Source organism: Streptomyces seoulensis (assembly GCF_022846655.1).
In the GTDB taxonomy this organism is placed as follows: Bacteria; Actinomycetota; Actinomycetes; order Streptomycetales; family Streptomycetaceae; genus Streptomyces.
On record NZ_AP025667.1, the window covers coordinates 600,499 to 624,462 of the forward strand.

A 23,964-nucleotide genomic window follows, 5' to 3' on the forward strand; every position below is an offset into this window, starting at 1 on the left:
TCCTCCGCGCTCTCCCCAGGGTCCCCGCAGCCCTCACACGTCCGCAACGACCTCAACAGACTAGAGTCCTCGCGGACTCGGCTGATCTCAGCCCGCACTCCGTAGCACTCTTGCGACAATCGGACCGGCCGCGTCGATGCCGTGTCCGCCGTCCTCGGTCATCGCGGCGGCGGCCATGTCGTTCCGGTATCCGGTGAACCAACTGTTGGACCGCGACTGCCCGTCGACCTCCGCCGAGCCGGTCTTCGCGCCGACGTTCCCGCTCAGACCGGCCATCACGCCCGCCGCGGTGCCGCTGCGCGCGGTGCGGTTCATCATCACCCGCAACTGCTGCGACGTGGCCGGCGACAGCCCCCGCGCGGTGGCGGCCACGCGGCCGTCCAGACCCAGCGGCACGATCACCGGCTGGCGGAAGGTCCCGGTCTTCGCGGTCGCGGTCACCGAGGCCATGTTCAGCGGGCTCATCTGGACCTGGCCCTGCCCGATCAGCCCGGCCGCCTTGTCGGGGCCGTCCGGCGCGGGCACCCGGCCGTCGAAGGAGGGCACGCCCACCTTCCAGTCGTTCCGCCCGATGCCGAACCGCTGCGCGGCCTCCGTGGCCAGGGAGTCCGGCCTCACCGAGTCCGCGAACTTCACGAACGCCGTGTTGCAGGAGCGGGCGAAGCTCTCGGAGAGGGTGGCGTTCTCGTTCGGCGCGAGGTTCTTGAGGTTGGTGAAGGTCTGGCTCTGCGAGACGGCGGACGGCGGACAGGGCGCCGGACCGCTCGCCGTGGTCAGGCCGGAGTCGATGAGGGTCGCGGCGCTGATGATCTTCATCGTGGAGCCGGGTGCCAGTTCACCGAGGAAGGCCGCGTTGAAGCCGTCGTCGCGGTGGTTGGCGAAGGCCAGGATCTCGCCCGTGCTGGGCTTGACCGCCGCCACGGAGGAGTTGGTGTAGTTGCTCACGGCCGCCTCGGCCGCCGCCTGCGCGCCCGCGCTGAGGGTGGTGCGCAGCTTGCCCGCCCTGCCCTTGGCCAGTGTCATCAGCGTGGTGTCGGCCGTGCCGCTCTCGGTGTGCCGGATCACCAGCTCCACCCCGGACCGGCCGCCGGACTTGTCCCCGTAGCGCTTGCGCAGCTCGTCCAGGACCGGGCCGAGGGAGGGGTACTCCTCCTTGGTCAGCACCTTGCCGTCCCGGTCCACGGCTTCGATCTGCGGGGTGGCGGACTCCTCGACGGTCAGCGAGTCGCCCTTCCCCAGTTTCGGGTGCACCAGCGCGGGGTCCCAGTCGACCAGCGGCCGGTGCGAGTTCACCCCGCGCACCACGGTCAGCCTGCTCGCGTACGCCAGCGGCCGGGACCGCTCCCCGTACGACACCGTCGCCTTCACCTGGAACGGCACCGTCTCCCCACTGGCCTTGCCGGGGGTGACGTGCAGGTCGGTGATGTGCGCGTCCGAGCCGTACGCCGTCAGCAGCGTCTTCGCGGCCTCGGGGAAGTTGGTGAGGGCGGCGCCCTCGTCCGGCTGGTTCTTCTCCCAGGCGGCGAAGAACGCACGGGTGGTCCGCTCGACCTCCTCGCGGCTGGGCGGCCCCGTCGGTGCGGCGGTGCCGCCGCCGGTGGTGGTGCTGCTCAGCGCGGAGGCGATGTTGTACATCCCGTACCCGGCCCCGCCCAGCATCGTCGCGCACACACCGCTGATGACCGCGACTCTGACTCCCCTGCCCATGAAGCTGTTCCTCCCCGTGGTTTCCCCGTGATGCACCGGATTCCTGAACGCGTTCAAAAGATGGTGCGGAGGAACTGTATGTGCCCAGCAGGCAGTTGGGGCGGCCGTTGCCGATACTTGTCCGAACGGAGACGTTGGACGGCGCGAAGCACGAGGGGCGGACCCGGCCGGCACGCAGGCGGCCGGATCCGCCCCGTCCCCGCGCGCCCGCCCGGCTCCGGGGTGCGTGACCGGAGCCGGGCCCCACACGTACGGGGACCGTGATGGAGGCTCTCCCCCTGGGGCCTCCGGGAACGAGAAAACCCCAAGTGCCCCGCTCGCTCAAGCGGCCCGCACCCGGCCCCGGATGGGGGTTCGCCCGGGTTTGCCGGTGGCGGACGCGATGGTGTTCGACTGGCGTGTTCGGATGGCGAATTCCGAACGCCCAGGCAGGGGCGCCGCGGGGGTGGCGAAACCTGGCGTGTCGCCGACCCCCGGCCCGGCCTACACCCAGGTGTCCAGCCACATCCGCGACCGCCACTGGTCCAGCGGGATCGCCTGGCCGGTGTACAGGGGCCAGAAGTAGATGAAGTTCCAGGCGATCAGCAGCACCAGGACGCCCGCCGCCGTCGCGCCGACCACGCGGCGGGTGTCGGTGGAGTTCGGCGGGCCGATGATCGCGCCGACCAGCATCGCCACGCCCAGACACAGGAACGGCAGGAAGACCACCGCGTAGAACAGGAAGATCGTCCGCTCCTGGTACATGAACCAGGGGAGGTACCCGGCCGCGATGCCGCAGGCGATGGCCCCGGCCCGCCAGTCGCGGCGGAACGCCCAGCGCCACAGCACGTACAGGAGCGCCGCGCACCCCGCCCACCACAGCACGGGCGTACCGAGCGCCAGCACCTCGCGGGCGCACTTCCCGCTCGTGCCCAGCGGGCAGCCGCCGGCGCCGGGCGTGGGGGACTCGTAGAAGTACGAGACCGGGCGGCCCAGCACGATCCAGCTCCACGGGTTGGACTGGTAGGTGTGCGGGGACGACAGGTTGACGTGGAAGTTGTAGACCTCGTGCTCGTAGTGCCACAGGCTGCGCAGCCAGTCCGGCAGGAAGGTCCAGGAACCGCCCCGGCCGTCGGTCGCGGCCCAGTTGCGGAAGTAGCCGCCGGAACCGTCGGCGGAGGAGAGGATCCAGCCCGTCCAGGACGCCACGTACACCGCGATGGTCACCGGCACCGTCGCCAGGAACGTGATCCCGGTGTCGTACTTCAGCACCGCCTCGTACGGGTGCCGGGCGCCGGCGACCTTGCGGGCGCCCACGTCCCACAGCACCGCCATGACGCAGAACGCGGCCAGGATGTACAGGCCGTTCCACTTGGTGCCGAAGGCCAGGCCCAGCATCACGCCCGCGCCCCAGCGCCAGGGCCGCCAGCCGAACCGGAAGGTGTCCCCGGTCCGCGCGTCCGGGCGGGCCACGCCGTCCGGGCCGACCGGGAGCGCGGCGCCGAGTTTCTCCCGCGCCCTGTCCCGGTCCACGATCAGGCAGCCGAAGGCGGCGACCACGAAGAACATCAGCACGCCGTCCAGCAGCGCGGTCCGGCTCATCACGAAGTGCAGGCCGTCCACCGCCATCAGCGTGCCCGCCAGGCAGCCGAGGAAGGTCGAGCGGAACATCCGGCGCCCGATCCGGCACAGCAGCAGCACGCTCAGCGTGCCGAGCAGCGCGGTCATGAACCGCCAGCCGAACGGGTCGAACCCGAAGATCAGCTCACCCAGGCCGATCACGTACTTCCCGACCGGCGGATGCACGACGTACGCCGCGTCCGAGGGGATCGCGAGGTGGCCGTGGGACGCGAGGACGACGTCGTTGGCGTTCTTGTCCCAGTTGACCTCGAAGCCCCGGTGGACGAGGGCCCAGGCGTCCTTGGCGTAGTACGTCTCGTCGAATATCACCGCACGCGGGCTGCCCAGGTGCCAGAACCGCAGCAGGCCCGCGAGCAGCGTCACCAGCAGCGGACCGCCCCAGCCCGACCAGCGGTCGATCCGGTCCGCCAGGTGCGGCGGAGCGCCCAGCACCTGCCACATCCGCGGCGAGCACCGCGCGTAGGGCGGCACGAGCCGGTCCCGTACATCGGCCGCTGGGGCGCCCGCGGGAGGTACGTAGCCGAATCGGCGCAGCCGCCGCTGCCAGGACGGCCGCTCGTCGTCGGGCGGCGCCTGGCCCTGCCGGAGGTCCGTGGAGGACGCGGTACTGGTCACCGCGCCATGGTAGGGAAACGTGCCGTGTGAGTCCCGCGCAAGCGCGGTACCGATTGGGACGCGATCGTTTTCCGTCCCGCCCGGCACCCCTGGGAGGATGGTCGACGTGACTGGAACCCTTGTCCTCGCAGGTACCCCCATCGGCGACGTCGCGGACGCCCCGCCCCGGCTGTCGAAGGAGCTGGCGGACGCCGACGTGATCGCCGCCGAGGACACCCGGCGGCTGCGCCGCCTCACCCAGGCCCTCGGGGTGAGTCCGGGCGGCCGCGTGGTGTCGTACTTCGAGGGCAACGAGTCCGCGCGCACCCCCGAGCTGGTGGAGGAGCTGCGCGGCGGCGCCCGTGTGCTGCTCGTCACGGACGCCGGGATGCCGTCGGTCTCCGACCCCGGCTACCGGCTCGTCGCCGCCGCCGTCGAGCACGACATCAAGGTCACCGCCGTGCCGGGGCCCTCCGCCGTGCTCACCGCGCTCGCCCTGTCCGGGCTGCCGGTGGACCGGTTCTGCTTCGAGGGGTTCCTGCCCCGCAAGGCGGGCGAACGCCTGTCCCGGCTGCGTGAGAACGCCGGCGAACGGCGCACTCTCGTCTACTTCGAGGCCCCGCACCGCCTCGACGACACCCTCGCCGCGATGGCCGAGGTCTTCGGCGCCGACCGCCGGGCCGCCGTCTGCCGCGAGCTGACCAAGACGTACGAGGAGGTCAAGCGCGGCCCCCTCGCCGAGCTGGCCGCCTGGGCCGCCGAGGGCGTGCGCGGCGAGATCACCGTCGTCGTCGAGGGCGCCCCCGAGACCGGTCCCGAGGAACTGGACGCCGAGGAGCTCGTCCGCCGCGTCCGCATCCGCGAGGAGGCCGGCGAGCGCCGCAAGGAGGCCATCGCGGCGGTCGCGGCGGAGGCGGGACTGCCCAAGCGGGTGGTGTTCGACGCGGTGGTGGCGTCCAAGCGCACGACGGGCTGAGCCGGACCCCCCGGGGTCGCGCGGGTGTGCGCCCCATGGGTGGGCAAACGCGGGGTGCGGCCTGGCAAAGGGACGGGCCCTGGGCGGGGCGTTCTGGCAAGGAACGTCCAAGGCGCGTCCAACACTCGACAGGTCGCGTGCGTTCGCGGCGGTCCGGGCGTCCACTGGGCGAAGGGGCCGAAACCGTCCCCTCGTCCCGTACCGGGGCGCCGGTGGACCGCAGGAGCTGGCATGAGTGAGATCGCCGGACAGATCGCCGCCGTTCACGAGTCGTACGCGTTCGCCTGCATGCGCTGCGGGCACGGCTGGGAGCAGTCGTACGCGATAGAGCACCACACCGACACCGAGGGCCACGAGTGCGTGCGCTACGTCGTCGAGGGCGGCGTCGTGCCGTCCCCGCTGAGCCGGCCGGTGTGCCAGAACTGCGACGGGCACGTCGTACGGATCATGCGCGCCGGACAGGTGTCGTCCGTGCGCGGCACGCGCCCGGAGCCCGAGATCCCCGCCCAGGCCCACCACTGGCACCTCTCCGACCTGCTGCACCCCTTCCAGCGCAAGGCGGGCTAGCCGGCGCCTTTCGTAGGATCGGGGCATGCCTGCGAACGCCCCCAAGAGCGACAAGAACGCGCCGCCCCCGCTCCCGGCGCCCCTGGGCGTCGAGGTGGCCGACTCCCACACCCACCTCGACATGCAGTCCGGCACCGTCGAGGAGGGTCTGGCGAAGGCCGCGTCGGTCGGCGTGACCACGGTCGTGCAGGTCGGCTGCGACCTCGCGGGCTCCCGCTGGGCCGCGGAGACGGCCGCCGCGTACGACAGCGTCCACGCGACGGTCGCCCTGCACCCGAACGAGGCCCCGCGCATCGTGCACGGCGATCCCGACGGGTGGTCCCGCCAGGGTGCCCGCGTGCCGGGCGGGGACGCCGCGCTCGACGAGGCACTCGCCGAGATCGACCGGCTCGCCGCGCTCCCGCAGGTCAAGGGCGTCGGCGAGACCGGCCTCGACTTCTTCCGCACCGGCCCCGAGGGCAAGGAGGCGCAGGAGCGGTCCTTCCGCGCCCACATCGAGATCGCCAAGCGGCACGGCAAGACCCTGGTCATCCACGACCGCGACGCCCACGCCGACGTCCTGCGCGTGCTGAAGGAGGAGGGCGCCCCCGAGCGCACCGTCTTCCACTGCTACTCCGGCGACGCCGACATGGCCGAGGTCTGCGCCCGCGAGGGCTACTACATGTCCTTCGCGGGCAACGTCACCTTCAAGAACGCCCAGGACCTCCGGGACGCCCTCGTGGTGGCCCCGGCGGAGCTGATCCTGGTGGAGACCGACGCGCCCTTCCTCACCCCGGCGCCCTACCGCGGCCGCCCCAACGCCCCGTACCTGATCCCGGTCACCGTGCGCGCCATGGCCGCCGTACGGGGCACCGACGAGGACACCCTCGCCGCCGCCCTCGGCGCCAACACCGCGCGCGCCTTCGGCTACTGAGGCGTACCGGGGGCGCCTGTTCGAGCCGTCACCGCGCGTGGTCGTGCCGCTTTGGAGAGTGACGCCCGCTCCGCTAGGTTCTGGGGGCCCGATCGGCGAAGGCCCCTGGAGCGTGGCGGCGTGAGCAAGAGTTACGAGCGGTACGGCCCCCACGGCACCCTCGGCGACGAACCGGCCGTGCCGTCGGTGCACAGCGCGCTGACCCTGCCGTACGGCGTGCCCGCCGACACCTACCGCCCCGCCTACGAGGCGGTGCCCCCGCCCCGCAGGGCACCGGAGGGCGTGAGACCGGCGGGGCGCGGACGCCGGGCCGCCGCCCGGCCCGAGTCCCCGGTGCGCCGCCTGCTGCCGCAGGCACTGGTCGTCGCCTTCCTCGCCGGGGGCACCGCCGCCTTCGTCGCCGAGGACAAGGCGGTCGAGCTGACCGTCGACGGCCGCCCCCGCACCCTGCACACCTTCGCCGACGACGTCACCGCAGTCCTCGCCGAGGAGGGCGTACGCGTCGGCCGGCACGACGTCGTCGTGCCCGCCCCCGGCACCCCGCTCACCGACGGCGACGAGATCGCCGTCCGCCACGGCCGCCCGGTCCGGCTCACCATCGACGGCGAACGCCGCGAGGTGTGGACCACCGCCGACACCGTCGACGGCGCGCTCAGACAGATCGGGGTGCGCGCGGAGGGCGCCTACCTGTCCGCCTCCCGCTCCCTGCCCATCGGCCGCGCCGGACTCGCCCTCGACGTCCGCACCGAGCGCACCGTCACGGTCATGGCGGACGGCCGCACCCGCACCGTCCGCACCAACGCCGCCACCGTCGCCGACGTGCTGCGCGAGGCCGGGGTCACCCTGCACGGCCAGGACACCACCTCCGTGCCCGGCACCGCCTTCCCGCGCGACGGCCAGACCGTCACCGTGCTGCGGATCACCGGCACCCACGAGACGCACGACGAGGAGATCCCGTACGCCGTGCGCCGCACCGAGGACCCCACCCTGCTCAAGGGCACCGAGGTCGTCGACCAGGCCGGGCGCCCCGGGCTGCGCCGCACCACCTACCTGCTGCGCACCGTCAACGGGGTCCGGCAGCGCCCCCGCCGCGAGCGCTCCGAGGTGGTGCGCGAACCACGCCGGCAGGTCGTCCGCGTCGGCACCAAGCCGCGCCCGGCCACCGCGTCCGGCGCCGACGGCCTGAACTGGCACGCGCTGGCCGTCTGCGAGTCCGGCGGCCGCCCCGACGCCGTCGACCCCTCCGGCACCTACGGCGGGCTCTACCAGTTCGACACCGCCACCTGGCACGGCCTCGGCGGCAGCGGACGCCCCCAGGACGCGCCGTCCGAGGAGCAGACCCGCCGGGCCAAGACGCTGTACCTGCGGCACGGCACCTCGCCCTGGCCGCACTGCGGGGCGCGCCTGCGCGGCTGAGGCGGGCGGCGGCGCCCGTGCCGCCCCGTACCCTTGTCCCGTGAGCAGCCCCACCCCCGACGCCCTCCTCGGTCCCGCCGACATCCGCGAACTGGCGGCCGTGCTCGGCGTACGGCCGACCAAGCAGCGCGGCCAGAACTTCGTGATCGACGCCAACACGGTCCGCCGCATCGTGCGCACCGCCGAGGTACGCCCCGACGACGTGGTGGTGGAGGTCGGGCCGGGACTCGGCTCCCTCACCCTCGCCCTCCTGGAGGCCGCCGACCGGGTCACCGCCGTCGAGATCGACGACGTCCTGGCCGCCGCGCTGCCCGCGACCGTCGCCGCCCGGATGCCCTCGCGCGCCGACCGGTTCGCGCTGGTCCACTCCGACGCGATGCTCGTCGACGAACTGCCCGGCCCGCCGCCGACCGCGCTCGTCGCCAACCTGCCCTACAACGTCGCCGTCCCCGTGCTGCTGCACATGCTCGCGACCTTCCCGAGCATCGAGCGCTCCCTGGTGATGGTCCAGTCCGAGGTCGCCGACCGGCTCGCCGCCGCGCCCGGCTCCAAGGTGTACGGCGTGCCCTCGGTCAAGGCCAACTGGTACGCCGAGGTCAAGCGGGCCGGGGCGATCGGCCGCAACGTCTTCTGGCCCGCGCCGAACGTGGACAGCGGCCTGGTCTCGCTGGTCCGGCGGACCGAGCCGGTCAAGACGTCGGCCACCCGGGCAGAGGTCTTCGCCGTGGTCGACGCCGCCTTCGCCCAGCGCCGCAAGACGCTGCGCGCCGCGCTCGCCGGCTGGGCCGGTTCGGCCGCCGCCGCCGAGGCCGCGCTGGTCGCCGCCGGGGTCTCCCCGCAGGCGCGCGGCGAGGCGCTGACGGTGGAGGAGTTCGCGCGGATCGCCGAGCACAAGGGACACGGGGGAGCCGCCGCGTGAGCGTCACGGTGAGGGTCCCCGCCAAGGTCAACGTCCAGCTCGGCGTGGGCGCGGCCCGCCCCGACGGCTTCCACGACCTGGCCAACGTCTTCCTCGCCGTCGGCCTGTACGACGAGGTCACCGTCACCCCGGCCGACGGACTCCGGGTCACCTGCTCCGGCCCGGACGCCGACAAGGTCCCCCTGGACCGCACCAACCTCGCCGCCCGCGCCGCGCTCGTGCTGGCGGAGCGCCGGGGCATCGAGCCCTCGGTCCACATCCACATCGCCAAGGACATCCCGGTCGCGGGCGGCATGGCCGGCGGCAGCGCCGACTGCGCGGGCGCCCTGCTGGCCTGCGACGCCCTGTGGGGTACGGGTGCCTCGCGCGCCGAACTCCTCGACATCTGCGCCGAGCTGGGCAGCGACGTCCCCTTCAGCCTGGTCGGCGGGGCGGCGCTGGGTACCGGGCGCGGCGAGAAGCTGGCTCCGCTGGAGGTCGGCGGCACGTTCCACTGGGTGTTCGCGATGGCGGAGCGGGGCCTGTCGACCCCGGCGGTGTTCCGCGAGTTCGACCGCCTGACGGAGGGCCACGACATCCCGGCCCCTGAGGCCGACCCGTCCCTGCTGACGGCCCTGGCGAAGGGCGACGTCGAGGCCCTGGCGGCAGCCCTCTCCAACGACCTCCAGCCGGCCGCGCTCTCCCTCTACCCGGAGCTGGCGGCCACCCTGGAGACGGGGAGCGGCGCGGGTGCGCAGGCGGTGCTGGTCTCCGGTTCGGGTCCCACGACTGCCTTCCTGTGCCGCGACGCGGACGCCGCGGCACAGGTGACGCAGGCCCTTCGCGACTCCGGCACCTGTCGCACCACCCGCACGGCAGCGGGGCCTGCGCCGGGGGCGACGGTGGTCTGAGCCGGTCAGCGCCGGTCGATGCCGGTCAGGTCGACGCCGATCGGGTAGGGCTTGTCGACCTTGAGCTGGTCCCTGTGCAGGCCCATGTGTACGTATCGGCTGGTGAGCGGGTCGATCTCATAGACATGGACGAGTGGACCGCCGGTGGGTCCGTCCTGTTCGACACGCCAGAAGTTCCGGATTCCCGCGGCGGCGTACTTCTGCGGCTTCGTCGTGCGGTCGCGGGACCCGGACTCGGGTGAGACGACCTCCACAACGAGCAGCACGTCCTCGGCCCGGAACCTGGTCTGGTCCAGCCCGGTGACCGCGTCGGCGCGGACCACGCAGACGTCGGGTTCGGGCCCGTTGCGGTCGTCAAGGATGACGGTCATCTCCCGTTCGGCGCTGAACTCCGGAGGGAGCGCGGCGCGCAGTCCGTCGAACAGCAGGTTGATCGCAAGGTAGTGGAAACGCCGCTGCGGACTCACGAAAACCAGGCTCCCGTCGATCAACTCGGTGTGCGGCGGGAGATTGGGCAGCGTGAACAGGTCATCCACGGTGTAGCCGTCCTGCGGCGGCACCGGCCACTCGACCTGGTGCTCGGCGGACTCGGCGGTCATCATGCCTCCCATGAACGGAGATCCTGCTGCCTGCCCTCCACGGTAGCGGCCGTGTCCCGACCCCGTCATCACAAAGGGTGACCGACACCTCGCGCTCCGCTCCCACCCCGCAGGGCCTACGCTTGAAGGCTGATCCATCCCCCTGCGCAGGAGTGAAATGGCCGTCAACCTGGTCAATGTCGAGAACGTCAGCAAGGTCTACGGCACTCGTGCCCTGCTGGACGGTGTCTCGCTCGGTGTGTCGGAGGGGGACCGGATCGGGGTCGTCGGGCGCAACGGCGACGGCAAGACCACCCTCATCCGGATGCTCGCCAAGGTGGAGGAGGCCGACAGCGGGCGGGTCACGCACTCCGGGGGGCTGCGGATCGGGGTGCTGACGCAGCACGACTCGCTCGACCCCGAGGCCACCGTCCGGCACGAGGTCATCGGTGACCTGGCCGACCACGAGTGGGCGGGCAACTCCAAGGTCAGGGACGTGCTGACCGGCCTGTTCGGCGGGCTCGACCTGGCCGGCTTCCCCAAGGGGCTCGACACCGTCATCGGCCCGCTCTCCGGTGGTGAGCGGCGCCGGATCGCGCTCGCCAAGCTCCTCATCGAGGAGCACGATCTCCTCGTCCTGGACGAGCCCACCAACCACCTCGACGTCGAGGGCATCGCCTGGCTCGCCCGGCACCTGCGCGAGCGCCGGTCCGCGCTGGTCTGCGTCACCCACGACCGCTGGTTCCTGGACCAGGTCTGCACCCGCATGTGGGACGTGCAGCGCGGCGACGTCTACGAGTACGAGGGCGGCTACTCCGACTACGTCTTCGCCCGTGCCGAGCGCGAGCGCATCGCCGCCACCGAGGAGACCAAGCGGCAGAACCTCGTCCGCAAGGAGCTGGCCTGGCTGCGCCGGGGCGCCCCCGCCCGCACCTCCAAGCCCCGCTTCCGCGTCGAGGCCGCCAACGAGCTGATCAAGGACGTGCCGCCGCCCCGCGACAGCAGCGAGCTGATGAAGTTCGCCTCCTCCCGGCTCGGCAAGACGGTCTTCGACCTGGAGAACGTCAGCGTCACCGCAGGCCCCAAGGAACTGCTGAAGCACGTCACCTGGCAGCTCGGCCCCGGCGACCGCGTCGGCCTGGTCGGCGTCAACGGCGCGGGCAAGACCTCCCTGCTGCGGGCCATGGCGGAGGCGGCGCGCACCGAGGGCGAGACGCAGCCCGCGGGCGGCCGTGTCGCCGTCGGCAAGACCGTCAAGCTCGCCTACCTCTCCCAGGAGGTCGCCGAACTCGACCCGGCCACGCGGGTGCTGGAGGCCGTTCAGCAGGTCCGCGAGCGCGTCGACCTCGGCAAGGGCCGCGAGATGACGGCGGGCCAGCTCTGCGAGACGTTCGGCTTCACCAAGGAGAAGCAGTGGACGCCCGTCGGCGACCTCTCCGGCGGTGAGCGCCGCAGGCTCCAGTTGCTGCGCCTGCTCATGGACGAGCCCAACGTCCTCTTCCTCGACGAGCCCACCAACGACCTCGACATCGAGACCCTGACCCAGTTGGAGGACGTCCTCGACGGCTGGCCCGGCTCGATGATCGTCATCTCCCACGACCGGTTCTTCGTCGAGCGCACCACCGACAAGGTGTTCGCCCTCCTCGGCGACGGCGCGCTGCGCATGCTGCCGCGCGGCATCGACGAGTACCTGGAGCGCCGCCTGCGCATGGAGGAGGCCGTCGCCCAGCGGACGGCCGCCGCCGCGCCCGCCCCGGCGGTGGCGGAGAAGAGCGCCGCCGACCAGCGGGCCGCGAAGAAGGAACTCCAGAAGATCGAGCGCCAGTTGGACAAGATCTCCGACAAGGAGTCCAAGCTGCACGCCCGTATCGCGGACAACGCCACCGACTTCGCCAAGGTCGCCGAACTCGACGCCGAACTGCGCGGACTCTCCGGCGAGCGCGAGGAACTGGAGCTGCGCTGGCTGGAGCTGGCCGAGGACGCGTAGGGCAGGGGGCGGAATCCGGCCATACCGCCGGGCGCGTAACGGGCGCATCACGGGGTGGTTCGTCCTTGGGCACAGGGGTCCGCACGGGCCCCTGTGCCGTCGGTGGTCGGTGATAGAAAGGCCGTACGAGGGCTAAAAATCAGTGAACGAGGGGGAGCAGCGCTGATGAGCCAGCCGCCCGGTCAGCCGCCGCAGGGCGGATTCGGCCCACCGCAGAACCAGCCACCGCAGGATCAGCCGCCGCAGGGCCGGCCGGCGCCGGGGGGCTTCGGTGCTCCCCAACAGCCGCCGCCACAAGGCGGTTTCGGCGCCCCGCAGCAGCCGCAGCCCGGTTACGGCTACCCGCAGCAGCCCCCCGGCCCGTACGCCCAGCCGGGCCCCTACGGCCAGGCCCCCGGTCCCTACGGACCGCCGCCCGGCGCCCCCTACGGGACCTACCCGCAGCCCCCGTACCCCGGCGCCCCCGGCAAGCCGCCGGGCCGGAAGCGAACCGCGCTCGTCGCCGGGTCCGTGGCCGCCGCCCTGCTGCTCGTCGGCGGCACCGTCTACGCCGTCACTAGCGGCGGCGGGGACGACGGCAAGCCCGTCGCCCACCCGACCGGCGACACCAAGAACTCGGCCACCGCGTCTCCCTCCGTCGACGAGGGCGACGGCAAGGGCGACGGACGCACGGACGTCGAGGACCTCAACGCGGGCCGCAAGCCCGGCGAGGCGAAGGTCCTCTGGTACAGGTCCGCCCCCGACGCCCCCGCCGACGGCGCGGACGCGCCCGGTCTGTGGGTCACGGAGAAGACCGCGGTGAAGGCCGCGTACAAGGAGGTCGTCGGCTTCCGCGTCGCCGACGGCACGCCCGCCTGGGACCCGGTCACGCTGCCGCACGAGGTGTGCGCGGTCACCAAGCGCGCCGACGCCGACGGCAAGATAGTCGTCGCCTACATGAACGGCGTCAGCGACCGCGCCACCTGCAACCAGCTCCAGCAGATCGACCTCGACACCGGCAAGAAGGGCTGGCACGCCGAAGTCGCCAAGGGCACCGGTCTGTTCGACAGCATCCGTGACATCGAGCTGACCCTCGCCGGCCAGAGCCTGATCGTCGGCCGCGACCAGTCGGGCACCGCGTACGACGTGGCCACCGGCAAGAAGCTGTACGACCTCAAGAAGTACGGCACGGACTGCTACCCGGCCGCGTTCGCCGGTGACAGCCGGCGCCTGGTCCAGGTCGCCTCCTGCGGCGCCGGCGGTGCCAAGGAGCGCGACGAGATCCGCGAACTGGACTCCGCCACCGGCCGTACGAAGTGGACCCGGGCGGTCTCCAAGGGCTGGCGGGCCGAGCGCGTCCTGTCGGTGAACCCGCTCGTGGTCTACCTGACCAACCGCGACAAGAAGGCGTGGAACATCTCCGCCCTCGACAGCGGCGGCCGCTTCCGCGCCGAGGTCAAGGTGGACGAGAAGTTCGCCCTCGGCTGCGGCTTCCTCTCGTTCAGGCGCGGCCTGCAGAGCTGCCGGGACGTCGCCGCGGACGCCACCACCCTCTACCTGCCCACCGAGGCCACCAACAGCGCGAACGAGATCGTCGCCATCGGTCTGGCCGACGGCAAGGAGAAGTGGCGGGTGAAGTCCCCGGTCGACCGCCCGACGGTCCCGATCGGCATCCAGGGCGGCAGCCTCATCGCCTACGCCGACGCCGCCTACTCCCAGGGCGGCCGGGTGCTCTCCATCCCGACCGGCTCCGGCGCGCACCGGCCGGCCACGCTGCTGCGCAACCCCGACGGCGCGGCGAAGATCGAGAGCGGTTTCTACGACGCCGGCACGGTCTGGTCCGGCGGCCGTTTCTTCATCGCCACCAACCGGCTCGGAGGCCAGGACGACTCCGAGGAGAAGCTGATGATGGCCTACGGCAAGTAGCCGTCCTCCCCGCGTCCTTCCGTCCCCACCAGCCGCTTCGAGGTACCCCGCGATGACCGACCAGCCGCCCTCCGGCCCGCCCCAGGACCAGCCGCCCACCCCGCCGGCGCCACCCGTCCCGCCCGCCGGCGCCCAGCCCGTGTACGGCTACCCGCAGGCACCCCCGCCGCAGCCGCAGCCCGGTTACGGCTACCCCGCCCAGCCCCAGCAGCCGGGCTACGGCTACCCCGCCCAGCCGCCCACGGTCGTCGCGGACGACGGCACCCGGGCCAGGGAGAACCGCGCCATCACCCTGATCGTCCTCGCGGCCGTCGTCGCCATCGGGCTGATCATCGGCTCCGGCGTCTGGTACGCCCGTTCCTCCGACGCGGGCGGCACCGCGCACTCCGGCGGCGGCAGGAACGGCACCGCCACCGCGACCGGCGGCAAGGAGAAGGTGCCGGACAACCCGGCCGCCGACGTCGCCTTCAAGGTCCCGGAGCCCAAGACCGAGGAGAACGTCGTCACCACGCCGGGCTCCTGGCTGAGCGGGCGGGTCTACGCCAAGACGGGCATCGCCGAGATCACCGGCTACGACCCGGACGACGGCACCAAGAAGTGGACGCTCAAGCTCCCCGGCCCGGTCTGCGCGGCCACCGAGCACCTCACCGCCGACGGCCGCACGGGCATCCTCTACCAGCCCTCGATGCCGACCAAGACCGACCGCGCCGGCTGCACCCAGGTCGCGGGGATCGACGTCCGTGCCGGCACCAAGCTGTGGACCAGGTCCGTCGGCACGGGTGACTTCGCCACCCAGTTCTCCAACGTCACCGTCGCCGGGAAGACCGTCGCGGTCGGCGGCCTCGGCGGCGGCGCCGCCTGGGACATCGGCACCGGCAAGGTGCTCTGGCAGCCCAAGCCCGGCGACGACTGCAAGGACTCGGGATACGGCGGCGGCACCAGGCTGGTCGCGGTGCGCAAGTGCGGCACCTACGGCAACCGCACCCTGAGCATCCAGAACATCGACCCCACCTCGGGCAAGGTGATCTCCGAGTACAAGATGGGTGCCGGCATCGAGTACGCGGGCATCATCTCCACCGACCCGCTGGTGGTCGGCGCCGACGCCGGGCACAGCGCGAGCGGCGGCAGCGGCGTCTCGGACTACTTCTCCCTCGACAACCGCACCGGCAGGCTGCTGGCCCGTATCCCGGTGCCCGGCGACACCTACGACGGCGAGTGCGACACCATCACCGTCGTCGAGGCGTGCAAGGGCGTCATCGCGGGCCAGGGCAAGCTGTTCCTGGCGACCAAGGAGCACAAGGGCAGCGGGAAGAGCAGCCGCACCAACGAGATCGTGGCCTTCGACCTCGCCACCGGCAAGCAGACCGGCCAGCGCGCCGCGGCCGGCGAGGACTACGAACTGTTCCCGCTCCGCATGGACGGCGGCAACCTGATCGCGTACAAGAAGCCGCCGTACGACAAGGGCGGCCAGGTCGTCAGCATCGACGGCGGGACCTTCCGGTCCACGACGCTGATGGAGCTGCCCCCCGACATGGCCGAGCCCCGCGTCCAGACCGGTCTGCTGCCCGGCCTCGCGGAGTACCGGTACGCGCAGGGCAAGCTCTTCATGGCGGCGCCGAACGCGGCCAAGCCGCTCGGGAGCTTCGACAAGGACAAGAACTGCGTGGTGGCCTTCGCCACCCGCGACTGAGCGAAGCCCGCACGGCAGGCGCCCCGAGCGTGTAACTTCCGGGACATGAGGACTGGGGGGTTGCTCTATGGGTGTGCGGCTCATGGTCGTCGACGACCACCGCCTGCTGGCGGAGGCGTTGGCGTCGGCGCTGAAGCTGCGCGGGCACCGGGTGCTCGCGGCGGCCGCGCCGGCCGCGGGCGCGGCCGAGCTGGTGATATCGCGGGCGCCCGAGGTGTGCCTGCTGGGCACGGCGGCACCCGCCGAGCCGGGCGCCTTCGACCCGGTGGCCCGCATCAAGCGGGAGCGCCCGCAGGTGGCCGTGGTCGTCCTGGGCCCGGTGCCCTCCCCGCGCGGCATCGCGGCCGCCTTCGCGGCGGGCGCCGCCGGGTACGTACGGCACGACGAGCGCATCGAGGGCGTCGAGCGGGCCATCATGAAGGCCAGGTCCGGTGAGGCCGCCGTCGCCCCGCAACTGCTCCAGGGCGCCTTCGCGGAACTGCTGAACCCGGCCGTCCAGCCCGACGACGAGGGCCAGCGGCTGCTCAGGCTGCTCACCCCGCGCGAGGTGGAGGTGCTGGTCCGGGTCGCCGACGGCGAGGACACCCGGCTGATCGCGGCCGGTATGGGGATAGCGCCCAGCACCGCCCGCACCCATGTGCAGCGGGTGCTGATGAAGCTCGGCGTCGGGTCCCGGCTGGAGGCGGCCGCCCTCGCGGCCCGCACCGGCCTGCTGGACCGCGCCGGTGCCGCCCCGCACACGACGGAGCCGGAGCTGTAGTCCACAGCTCCGGCTCGGTCCCGCGCGGTTAGTGCACGGGCTCGTCGTCACCCGCGCCCTCCGCGGGCAGCGGCGGCGGGGTCGGCCGGAGCTTCAGCCAGGCCAGGAAGAACACACCGAGGAGCAGCATGCCGATGCCGGTCCACAGGTTGATGTTGACGCCCTCGGCCTTGTCGATCGCGGCCTGGGAGTCGGTGAGGCCGGTGATGGTGACGATGACGCCGTACACCACGAACAGGCCGCCGATGATGCGTCGCAGGTCGAAGATGCGGGCGGCGGTGGCGGACTTGCCCTCCAGCTCGGTGACCTCGCGCTGGACGTCGTGCTCGGTCGCGCCGTGCTCGGGGCGGGGGGATTCTTCGGTCATGGTTTCCTCATCCTCCCGCGATCAGAACGAGAACGGGATGTAGCAGGCGGCGGCCAGGACGACCGCGCCCCAGCCGAGCAGGGCGGGCTTGCGGTACCAGGCGTCGTCGCCCTCGGCGGGCGCCTCGGACATGCCCGGCGAGCTGGTGCCGTAGACCAGGCCCTGGAGTTCCTCGGCCGGCTTGGGCTTGGTGAACAGCGACACCGCGACCATCACGACCGCGCCCGCCACGAAGCCGGCGATGGCGGAGACGAAGTTGGCGCCCTGGTCGGAGGGGATCGAGATGATGCCCTCCTTGTAGAACACGAAGTAGTTGACCATCGCGGTCGCGGTGCCGGCGAGCAGACCCCAGAAGCCGGACTTGGCCGAGGCGCGCTTCCAGAACATGCCGACGATGAAGACCACGAACATCGGGACGTTGAAGAAGGAGAACAGCGTCTGGAGGTAGCTCATGATGTTCGAGAACGACGACGCCAGGAACGCCGTGCCGACCGAGGCGGCGACACCGATCACGGTGATCCAGCGGCCGAAGCGGACGTAGTAGGCGTCCTCCTGGTCCGGCTTCACGTAGCGGGCCCAGATGTCGGTGGTGAACACCGTGTTGAAGGACGACACGTTGGCCGCCATGCCCGCCATGAACGCGGCGAGCAGACCGGTGACCGCGATGCCGAGCACGCCGTTGGGCAGCAGCTCCTGCATCAGGTAGGGGATCGCGTCGTTGTACTGGAGCCCGGAGCCGGGCTGGCCGATCTTCGGCACCAGGGCGGCGGCGACCAGGCCGGGGATCATCACCAGGAAGACGATGAAGATCTTCGGGTAGGCCGCGATCAGCGGGGTGCGCTTGGAGGCGGAGAGGTTCTTCGCGGACAGCGCGCGCTGCACCTCGGCGAAGTTGGTCGTCCAGTAGCCGAAGGACAGCACGAAGCCGAGACCCAGCACGATGGTCAGCCAGTTGGCGCCCAGCGGGTTGGCGCTGCCGATTCCGGTGCCGCCCCACGCGGTGGTGAAGTTGGCGCCGTGGGCCGCGTCCAGCTTGTGGGTCAGGCCGTCCCAGCCGCCGGCCTTCTTCAGGCCGAGGATGGTGATCGGGATGAGGGCGGCCAGGATCACGAAGAACTGGAGCACCTCGTTGTAGATCGCCGAGGACAGGCCGCCCAGCGTGATGTAGCCGAGCACGAAGGCACCCGCCACCACGATGGCCACCCACTGCGGCCAGCCGAGCAGGGCCTCCACCACGATTGCCAGCGCGTACAGGTTCACGCCCGCGATGAGGATGGCGGCGAAGGCGAACAGGATCGAACTGAGCAGGTGGGCTGCCTTGTCGAAGCGCAGCAGCAGGAACTCGGGGACCGAGCGGACCTTGCTGCCGTAGTAGAAGGGCATCATCACCAGGCCCAGGAAGACCATGGCCGGGATGGCGCCGATCCAGTACCAGTGCACGGTGTAGGCGCCGTACTGGGCGCTGTTGGCCGCCATGCCCAGGATCTCGGTGGCCGCCAGGTTCGCCGAGATGAAGGCGAGGCCGGTGATCCAGGCGGGCAGCGAGCGTCCGGAGAGGAAGAAGTCCAGGCTGGTCTTCACCGAGCGGCGGGCCGCGAAGCCGATGCCGAGAACCACGACGAAGTAGATGGCCAGGATCGTGTAGTCGAGCCAGTTGGTGGGGAGCCGTAGCTCCGCCGCCAGATAGCTGGGGCCCGCCGCCAGGGGCGCGGGTCCGGTCGGGGGGGTCTGCATGAGAACTCGCTTCGTTGCGCGAACTGATCCAGAGCGGAACCTACGCCGCGGCGTTCATTATTTGAACAGTTCTGTTGGTGTTCTTTGTTCGATTGTGATCGTACGGCCTGTTGTCGAGTTGTGGTTTGTTATGTTTGATTGTGTTGAGTGAGAGCGAGGAGTCCGGCGTGAAGAAGACCTCGACCCGGCTGGCCGACGGGCGTGAGCTGGTCTACTACGACCTGGCGGACGACACGGTCCGCGACGCCGTCGACCGGCGCCCGCTGGACCCCACGGTTACCGCCTCCGAGATCCGCCGGGACCCGCTGCTCGGCGACTCGGTCGCGGTCGCCTCCCACCGACAGGGCCGCACCTACCACCCCCCGGCCGACGAGTGCCCGCTCTGCCCCAGCCGGGACGGCCGGCTCAGCGAGATCCCGGACTCGGGCTACGACGTGGTCGTCTTCGAGAACCGCTTCCCCTCCCTCGCCGGCGACTCCGGCCGCTGCGAGGTCGTCTGCTTCACCTCCGACCACGACGCGTCCTTCGCCTCCCTCACCGACGAGCAGGCCCGGCTGGTGCTGGAGGCGTGGACCGACCGCACCGCCGAGCTGTCGCATCTGCCCTCCGTGAAGCAGGTCTTCTGTTTCGAGAACCGGGGCGCCGAGATCGGGGTGACGCTGGGTCATCCCCACGGCCAGATCTACGCCTACCCGTTCGTCACCCCCCGCACCGCGCTCATGCTCCGCTCGCTCGCCGAGCACAAGGCGCGGACCGGCGGGGAGAACCTCTTCGACACCGTCCTGGAACGGGAACTCGCGGGGGACCGGGTCGTCCTTGAGGGTGAACACTGGGCGGCCTTCGTCCCGTTCGCCGCGCACTGGCCCTACGAGGTCCACCTGTACCCCAAGCGCCGGGTGCCCGATCTGCTCGCTCTCGACGAGGCCGCGCGCACAGAGTTCCCCCAGGTCTATCTGGAACTCTTGAGGCGCTTCGACCGGATCTTCGGGCGGCAGGAGGGGGAGGGGAGCACCGTGGACGAACCGCCGACGCCGTACATCGCGGCCTGGCACCAGGCGCCGTTCGGTGAACTCACCGGCTTCGACGGGGTGACACGCGACGACTTCGCACTCCACCTGGAGCTTTTCACCATCCGCCGCACTTCCGGCAAGCTGAAGTTCCTCGCCGGTTCCGAATCCGGCATGAACGTCTTCATCAACGACGTGCCGCCGGAGCGCGCGGCCGAGCGACTGCGAGAGGTAGCGAGTTCATGAAGTACCTGGTGACGGGTGGCGCGGGCTATGTCGGCAGTGTCGTCGCCCAGCATCTGCTGGAGGCGGGGCACGAGGTCACCGTCCTCGACAACCTCTCCACCGGCTTCCGCGAGGGCGTCCCCGCCGGGGCCGCCTTCGTCGAGGGCGACATCCGCGACGCCGAGAAGTGGCTCGACCCCTCCTTCGACGCGGTGCTGCACTTCGCGGCCTTCTCGCAGGTCGGCGAGTCGGTGGTGAAGCCCGAGAAGTACTGGGAGAACAACGTCGGCGGGACCATGGCCCTGCTCGCCGCGATGCGCGAGGCGGGGGTCGGCCGGCTCGTCTTCTCCTCCACCGCCGCGACCTACGGCGAGCCGGCGGAGGTCCCGATCCCGGAGTCCGCCCCCACCCGCCCCACCAACCCCTACGGCGCCTCCAAGCTGGCCGTCGACCACATGATCACCAGCGAGGCGCACGCCCACGGCCTGGCCGCCGTCTCCCTGCGCTACTTCAACGTGGCCGGCGCCTACGGCTCCTACGGCGAGCGCCACGACCCCGAGTCCCACCTGATCCCGCTCGTCCTCCAGGTCGCCCAGGGCCGCCGCGACGCCATCTCCGTCTACGGCGACGACTATCCGACCCCCGACGGCACCTGCGTACGCGACTACATCCACGTCGCCGACCTGGCCGACGCCCACCTGCTCGCCCTGACCGCCGCCCGCCCCGCCGAGCACCTGATCTGCAACCTCGGCAACGGCAACGGCTTCTCCGTCCGCGAGGTCGTCGAGACCGCCCGCGAGGTCACCGGCCACCCCATCCCCGAGGTCACCGCCCCCCGCCGGGCCGGCGATCCGGCGGTCCTGGTGGCGTCCGCGGACACCGCACGCGCCACACTGGGGTGGAACCCGTCCCGCGCGGACCTCGCCGGGATCATCGCGGACGCCTGGGAGTTCGCGCGCGACACGCAGAGGGAGCACTAGTGGGGGCACAGCAGGTCCGGGAACGCTTCACCGAGCTGTACGGAGCGGAGCCGGAAGGGGTGTGGGCGGCGCCCGGCCGGGTCAACCTGATCGGCGAACACACCGACTACAACGACGGCTTCGTCATGCCGTTCGCACTGCCGCACCAGGTCACCGCCGCCGTCTCCCGCCGCACCGACGGCCGGCTGCGGCTGCACTCGGCGGACGTCGGGGGCGGTGTCGTCGAACTCGCCCTGGACGGCCTCGCACCCGGCACCGACCAGGACTGGACGGCGTACCCGGCCGGTGTGGTCTGGGCGCTGCGCGAGGCCGGGCACCCGGTGACCGGCGCCGACATCCATCTCGCCTCCACCGTGCCGACCGGCGCGGGCCTGTCGTCCTCGGCCGCGCTGGAGGTCGTCGTCGCGCTCGCGCTGGACGACCTGTTCGGCCTGGACCTGCCGCGCTGGAAGCTGGCCCGGCTGTGCCAGCGCGCGGAGAACGTCTACGTCGGCGCCCCCACCGGCATCATGGACCAGACCGCGTCGGCCTGCTGCGAGGAGGGCCACGCCCTCTTCCTCGACACCCGCGACCTGTCCCAGCGGCAGATCCCCTTCGACCTGGCGGCAGAGGGGCTGCGGCTGCTGGTGGTCGACACCCAGGTCAAGCACGCCCACAGCGGCGGCGAGTACGGCAAGCGCCGGGCCGGCTGCGAGAAGGGCGCCGCCCTGCTCGGCGTCGATGCGCTGCGCGACGTGGCGTACGACGGGCTGGACGCGGCGCTGGAGGAGCTTGGGGATGAGAGTGAGGTGCGCCGGCTGGTGCGGCACATCGTCACCGAGAACCGTCGCGTCGAGCGGGTGGTGGAGTTGCTGACCTCGGGCGACGTCCGTGCCATCGGCCCGGTCCTTACCGCGGGCCACGCCTCGCTGCGCGACGACTTCCGCATCTCCTGCCCGGAGCTGGACCTCGTGGTCGACACCGCGCTGGCCGCGGGCGCGCTCGGTGCCCGGATGACCGGCGGCGGGTTCGGCGGCTCCGCGATCGCGCTGGCCGAGGCGTCCGCGGTGGACACCCTCACCAAGGCGGTCGAGGAGGCGTTCGCGGCGGCCGGGTACACCGCCCCGCGCGTCTTCGAGGCGGTGCCCTCGCCGGGCGCCCGGCGCCTTCGCTGAACCCGCGTCAGCGGAGCCGCTTGGTCAGGGTGAACTCCGTGATCCCCGGCGGATAGTCGGGGATCACGGACACCACGTCGTACCCCTGGGCCCGGTAGAAGCGCGGGGCCTGGAAGTCCCAGGTCTCCACGCGGGCCCGCGCGCAGCCCCGGTCGGCGTGCGCCACCCGCTCCGCCTCCTTCAGCAGCCGGGTCCCGATCCCGGCGCCCCGGTGGCGGTCGTCGACCCACAGATAGGTGACGTGCAGCCAGCCGGCCCAGGTGTGGCCGACCAGCCCACCGGTCAGGCCGCCCGCCGTGTCCAGCGCCCACACGTGCAGCGGCACGTCCCGCTCGCGGGGCGTGCCCCGCATCGCGGCCAGCACCGGGGAGGCCGCCATGTCGGTCTCCCGCAGCCTGGCACGCAGCAGATCTCGTCGGTCCTTGTCCACTTCCGTCTCGATCCGAAACATGCGGCACACCATAAACGCGGTGCCCGGTCAGTTCCGGCAATCGGCTGCCTCCCGGCGGACGGCGCCCGTACGCTGAGGAGCGGTACCGGTGGGGGCCGGTGCCCGATCAGGGGGCGAGACAGGCGGGTACGGCGCCCGCGGCGGGGGTAGCAGTTTCCGCGACGGCGGCGGCCGCGCGGTTCGCCTCGCTGCCGCGGGTGCCGTGCCCGTGAGCCGTCGTCGTTCTCCGGACCTGGGGTGACCCCTGCTCCGTGCGGAGCGTGGGGAAGGGGGTTTCGTGGTTCGCATCCGAGTGCTGGTCGTGGACGACCATCGCATCTTCGCCGAGTCCCTGGCGGCGGCGCTCGCCGCCGAGCCCGATGTGGACGTGTCCGCCGCGGGCAGCGGCCCGGCCGCGCTGCGCTGCATCGAGCGCGCCGCCACCGAGGGCCGCCGCTACGACGTTCTGCTGGTCGACGCCGACCTCGGCCGGGTGCTGCCCGGCGGCCGGGCGGCCGTACCGGTGCAGGCGGGTGACGCGGAGGGGCTGGTCGACGGGATCTCGCTGGTCGCCGGGGTGCGTTCGGCGCAGTCCGGGGTGCGCACGGTGGTCCTCGCGGAGAAGGACGACGCCCACCGGGCCGCCCTCGCGCTCCAGGCCGGCGCCTCGGGCTGGGTCGCCAAGGACTGCTCGCTGTCCCGGCTGCTCACCGTGATCCGGGGGGTGCTGCGGGACGAGACGCATCTGCCGGCCGCGCTGCTCACCGGCGTGCTCAAGGAGCTGACGGCGGCGCGCAAGCACCGCAGCGAGAGCGAGCGGCTGGTGCAGTCGCTGACCCCGCGCGAGCGGGAGGTGCTGCGCTGCATGGTCGCCGGGCTCGGGCGCAAGGCGGTCGCGGAGCGGCTGTTCCTCTCCCCGCACACCGTGCGCACCCATATGCAGAACGTCCTCGGCAAGCTCGGCGTGCACTCCACGCTGGCCGCCGTGGCGCTGGCCCGCCGGGCCGGGGTGGGCCCGGTCGACCTAGCCGGGGACGTTGTCGAACGGGGCGGTCAACTGGCGTAGCAGCCCGGCGAGTTCGCCGCGCTGGGTGCGGGACAGCTCGCCGAGGATGGCCCGCTCCTGGGCCAGCAGGCCCGCCAGTGCCTCGTCGGCGCGGTCCCGGCCGGTGACCGTCAGCCGCACCAGCACGCCGCGCCGGTCACTCGGGTCGGGCAGCCGCTCCACCAGGCCCTTCTTGGCGAGCCGGTCGATCCGGTTGGTCATCGTGCCCGAGGTGACGAGGGTCTGGGTGAGCAGTTGGCCGGGGGAGAGCTGGTACGGGGTGCCGGCGCGGCGCAGCGCGGTCAGCACGTCGAACTCCCAGGGCTCCAACTGGTGCTCGGCGAAGGCGAGCCGGCGCGCGCGGTCCAGGTGCCGGGCCAGCCTGCTCACCCGGCTCAGCACTTCCAGTGGTTCCACGTCGAGGTCCGGGCGCTCCCGGCGCCATGCTGCGACCAGCCGATCGACCTCGTCCTCCATGGAGATCAGTGTAGTGGTTGTGT

21 protein-coding genes are annotated in these 23,964 nt (G+C 72.2%); 14 read left to right on the forward strand and 7 right to left on the reverse strand.

Annotation, left to right across the window (positions count from 1 at the left end; genetic code table 11):
• Positions 1 to 87: 87 nt before the first annotated feature.
• Positions 88 to 1,707 carry a penicillin-binding transpeptidase domain-containing protein gene (locus HEK131_RS02890; RefSeq protein WP_244333559.1) on the reverse strand — a complete coding sequence of 540 codons (1,620 nt, stop codon included), beginning with the start codon at positions 1,705 to 1,707 and terminating at the stop codon, positions 88 to 90.
• 483 nt (positions 1,708 to 2,190) lie between these two features.
• On the reverse strand, positions 2,191 to 3,942 hold the full coding sequence (locus HEK131_RS02895) for a dolichyl-phosphate-mannose--protein mannosyltransferase (protein WP_244333560.1): 1,752 nt from the start codon (positions 3,940 to 3,942) through the stop codon (positions 2,191 to 2,193).
• 106 nt (positions 3,943 to 4,048) lie between these two features.
• On the opposite strand from HEK131_RS02895, the gene rsmI reads away from it, so the two are divergent.
• The 6 genes from rsmI (at position 4,049) to HEK131_RS02925 (ending at position 9,602) form a co-directional block, all read left to right on the forward strand.
• Positions 4,049 to 4,897 (forward strand): 16S rRNA (cytidine(1402)-2'-O)-methyltransferase, encoded by an 849-nt coding sequence (gene rsmI, locus HEK131_RS02900; RefSeq protein ID WP_217461221.1) that lies wholly within the window; start codon positions 4,049 to 4,051, stop codon positions 4,895 to 4,897.
• 231 nt (positions 4,898 to 5,128) lie between these two features.
• Positions 5,129 to 5,464 carry a hypothetical protein gene (locus HEK131_RS02905; protein ID WP_244333561.1) on the forward strand — a complete coding sequence of 112 codons (336 nt, stop codon included), beginning with the start codon at positions 5,129 to 5,131 and terminating at the stop codon, positions 5,462 to 5,464.
• Positions 5,465 to 5,489: 25 nt separating this feature from the next.
• Positions 5,490 to 6,377, forward strand: a complete 888-nt coding sequence (locus tag HEK131_RS02910; protein ID WP_244333562.1) for a TatD family hydrolase — start codon at positions 5,490 to 5,492, stop codon at positions 6,375 to 6,377.
• A 120-nt stretch (positions 6,378 to 6,497) separates the two neighbouring features.
• On the forward strand, positions 6,498 to 7,793 hold the full coding sequence (locus HEK131_RS02915) for a resuscitation-promoting factor (protein WP_244333563.1): 1,296 nt from the start codon (positions 6,498 to 6,500) through the stop codon (positions 7,791 to 7,793).
• A 40-nt stretch (positions 7,794 to 7,833) separates the two neighbouring features.
• On the forward strand, positions 7,834 to 8,712 hold the full coding sequence (gene rsmA / locus HEK131_RS02920) for a 16S rRNA (adenine(1518)-N(6)/adenine(1519)-N(6))-dimethyltransferase RsmA (RefSeq protein WP_244333564.1): 879 nt from the start codon (positions 7,834 to 7,836) through the stop codon (positions 8,710 to 8,712).
• Positions 8,709 to 9,602: a 4-(cytidine 5'-diphospho)-2-C-methyl-D-erythritol kinase gene (locus HEK131_RS02925; RefSeq protein ID WP_244333565.1), complete on the forward strand. Its 894-nt coding sequence runs from the start codon at positions 8,709 to 8,711 to the stop codon at positions 9,600 to 9,602. Before rsmA ends, HEK131_RS02925 begins: the two co-directional genes overlap by 4 nt.
• A gap of 5 nt (positions 9,603 to 9,607) precedes the next feature.
• Here the strand turns inward: HEK131_RS02925 and HEK131_RS02930 are convergent, their stop codons facing one another.
• Positions 9,608 to 10,213 (reverse strand): Uma2 family endonuclease, encoded by a 606-nt coding sequence (locus HEK131_RS02930; protein ID WP_244333566.1) that lies wholly within the window; start codon positions 10,211 to 10,213, stop codon positions 9,608 to 9,610.
• A gap of 145 nt (positions 10,214 to 10,358) precedes the next feature.
• On the opposite strand from HEK131_RS02930, the gene HEK131_RS02935 reads away from it, so the two are divergent.
• The 4 genes from HEK131_RS02935 to HEK131_RS02950 all read left to right on the forward strand — a co-directional run bounded on the left by HEK131_RS02935 (position 10,359) and on the right by HEK131_RS02950 (position 16,522).
• The gene (locus tag HEK131_RS02935; protein WP_244333567.1) at positions 10,359 to 12,167 is read left to right on the forward strand and encodes an ABC-F family ATP-binding cassette domain-containing protein; all 1,809 of its coding nucleotides are present in this window, start codon (positions 10,359 to 10,361) and stop codon (positions 12,165 to 12,167) included.
• Positions 12,168 to 12,332: 165 nt separating this feature from the next.
• The gene (locus tag HEK131_RS02940; protein ID WP_244333568.1) at positions 12,333 to 14,072 is read left to right on the forward strand and encodes a PQQ-binding-like beta-propeller repeat protein; all 1,740 of its coding nucleotides are present in this window, start codon (positions 12,333 to 12,335) and stop codon (positions 14,070 to 14,072) included.
• Positions 14,073 to 14,124: 52 nt separating this feature from the next.
• Entirely contained in the window at positions 14,125 to 15,762 is a 1,638-nt protein-coding gene (locus HEK131_RS02945) for a PQQ-binding-like beta-propeller repeat protein (RefSeq protein ID WP_217461213.1), read from the forward strand.
• Positions 15,763 to 15,829: 67 nt separating this feature from the next.
• Positions 15,830 to 16,522, forward strand: coding sequence for a helix-turn-helix transcriptional regulator (locus HEK131_RS02950; RefSeq protein ID WP_217461212.1), 693 nt, complete (start codon positions 15,830 to 15,832; stop codon positions 16,520 to 16,522).
• 28 nt (positions 16,523 to 16,550) lie between these two features.
• On the opposite strand, the gene HEK131_RS02955 is transcribed toward HEK131_RS02950, so the two are convergent.
• Together HEK131_RS02955 and HEK131_RS02960 are read right to left on the reverse strand one after the other, a co-directional pair.
• Complete coding sequence (locus HEK131_RS02955) at positions 16,551 to 16,889, reverse strand: hypothetical protein (RefSeq protein ID WP_217461211.1); 339 nt, start codon at positions 16,887 to 16,889, stop codon at positions 16,551 to 16,553.
• A 21-nt stretch (positions 16,890 to 16,910) separates the two neighbouring features.
• Entirely contained in the window at positions 16,911 to 18,623 is a 1,713-nt protein-coding gene (locus HEK131_RS02960) for a sodium:solute symporter family protein (RefSeq protein WP_031184249.1), read from the reverse strand.
• Positions 18,624 to 18,790: 167 nt separating this feature from the next.
• Here HEK131_RS02960 and galT point away from each other — a divergent pair, with 167 nt between their 5' ends.
• The 3 genes from galT to galK are packed head-to-tail and all read left to right on the forward strand — an operon-like array spanning position 18,791 to position 21,989.
• Positions 18,791 to 19,876 (forward strand): galactose-1-phosphate uridylyltransferase, encoded by a 1,086-nt coding sequence (gene galT / locus HEK131_RS02965; protein WP_244333569.1) that lies wholly within the window; start codon positions 18,791 to 18,793, stop codon positions 19,874 to 19,876.
• The gene (gene galE / locus HEK131_RS02970) at positions 19,873 to 20,835 is read left to right on the forward strand and encodes a UDP-glucose 4-epimerase GalE (RefSeq protein WP_244333570.1); all 963 of its coding nucleotides are present in this window, start codon (positions 19,873 to 19,875) and stop codon (positions 20,833 to 20,835) included. The genes galT and galE overlap by 4 nt, the downstream gene beginning before the upstream one ends.
• Positions 20,835 to 21,989, forward strand: a complete 1,155-nt coding sequence (galK, locus tag HEK131_RS02975) for a galactokinase (RefSeq protein ID WP_217461208.1) — start codon at positions 20,835 to 20,837, stop codon at positions 21,987 to 21,989. The genes galE and galK overlap by 1 nt, the downstream gene beginning before the upstream one ends.
• A 7-nt stretch (positions 21,990 to 21,996) precedes the next feature.
• On the opposite strand, the gene HEK131_RS02980 is transcribed toward galK, so the two are convergent.
• On the reverse strand, positions 21,997 to 22,452 hold the full coding sequence (locus HEK131_RS02980) for a GNAT family N-acetyltransferase (protein ID WP_217461207.1): 456 nt from the start codon (positions 22,450 to 22,452) through the stop codon (positions 21,997 to 21,999).
• Positions 22,453 to 22,717: 265 nt separating this feature from the next.
• Between HEK131_RS02980 and HEK131_RS02985 the strand changes: the two genes are divergently transcribed.
• A complete protein-coding gene (locus HEK131_RS02985) occupies positions 22,718 to 23,485 on the forward strand; it encodes a LuxR C-terminal-related transcriptional regulator (RefSeq protein ID WP_217461206.1) in 768 nt (255 codons plus the stop codon).
• Here HEK131_RS02985 and HEK131_RS02990 read toward each other — a convergent pair.
• The gene (locus HEK131_RS02990) at positions 23,444 to 23,941 is read right to left on the reverse strand and encodes a MarR family winged helix-turn-helix transcriptional regulator (protein ID WP_217461205.1); all 498 of its coding nucleotides are present in this window, start codon (positions 23,939 to 23,941) and stop codon (positions 23,444 to 23,446) included. The genes HEK131_RS02985 and HEK131_RS02990 overlap by 42 nt on opposite strands.
• Between the last annotated feature and the right edge of the window lie 23 nt (positions 23,942 to 23,964).

Bases quoted from the DNA above. Each gene is read 5' to 3' on its own strand.
- HEK131_RS02890 (WP_244333559.1), bottom strand. From the start codon at position 1,707: ATGGGCAGGGGAGTCAGAGTCGCGGTCATCAGCGGTGTGTGCGCGACG.
- HEK131_RS02905 (WP_244333561.1), top strand. From the start codon at position 5,129: ATGAGTGAGATCGCCGGACAGATCGCCGCCGTTCACGAGTCGTACGCG.
- HEK131_RS02910 (WP_244333562.1), top strand. From the start codon at position 5,490: ATGCCTGCGAACGCCCCCAAGAGCGACAAGAACGCGCCGCCCCCGCTC.
- HEK131_RS02930 (WP_244333566.1), bottom strand. From the start codon at position 10,213: ATGGGAGGCATGATGACCGCCGAGTCCGCCGAGCACCAGGTCGAGTGG.
- HEK131_RS02935 (WP_244333567.1), top strand. From the start codon at position 10,359: ATGGCCGTCAACCTGGTCAATGTCGAGAACGTCAGCAAGGTCTACGGC.
- HEK131_RS02940 (WP_244333568.1), top strand. From the start codon at position 12,333: ATGAGCCAGCCGCCCGGTCAGCCGCCGCAGGGCGGATTCGGCCCACCG.
- HEK131_RS02945 (WP_217461213.1), top strand. From the start codon at position 14,125: ATGACCGACCAGCCGCCCTCCGGCCCGCCCCAGGACCAGCCGCCCACC.
- HEK131_RS02950 (WP_217461212.1), top strand. From the start codon at position 15,830: ATGGGTGTGCGGCTCATGGTCGTCGACGACCACCGCCTGCTGGCGGAG.
- HEK131_RS02955 (WP_217461211.1), bottom strand. From the start codon at position 16,889: ATGACCGAAGAATCCCCCCGCCCCGAGCACGGCGCGACCGAGCACGAC.
- HEK131_RS02960 (WP_031184249.1), bottom strand. From the start codon at position 18,623: ATGCAGACCCCCCCGACCGGACCCGCGCCCCTGGCGGCGGGCCCCAGC.
- galE (WP_244333570.1), top strand. From the start codon at position 19,873: ATGAAGTACCTGGTGACGGGTGGCGCGGGCTATGTCGGCAGTGTCGTC.
- HEK131_RS02980 (WP_217461207.1), bottom strand. From the start codon at position 22,452: ATGGTGTGCCGCATGTTTCGGATCGAGACGGAAGTGGACAAGGACCGA.
- HEK131_RS02990 (WP_217461205.1), bottom strand. From the start codon at position 23,941: ATGGAGGACGAGGTCGATCGGCTGGTCGCAGCATGGCGCCGGGAGCGC.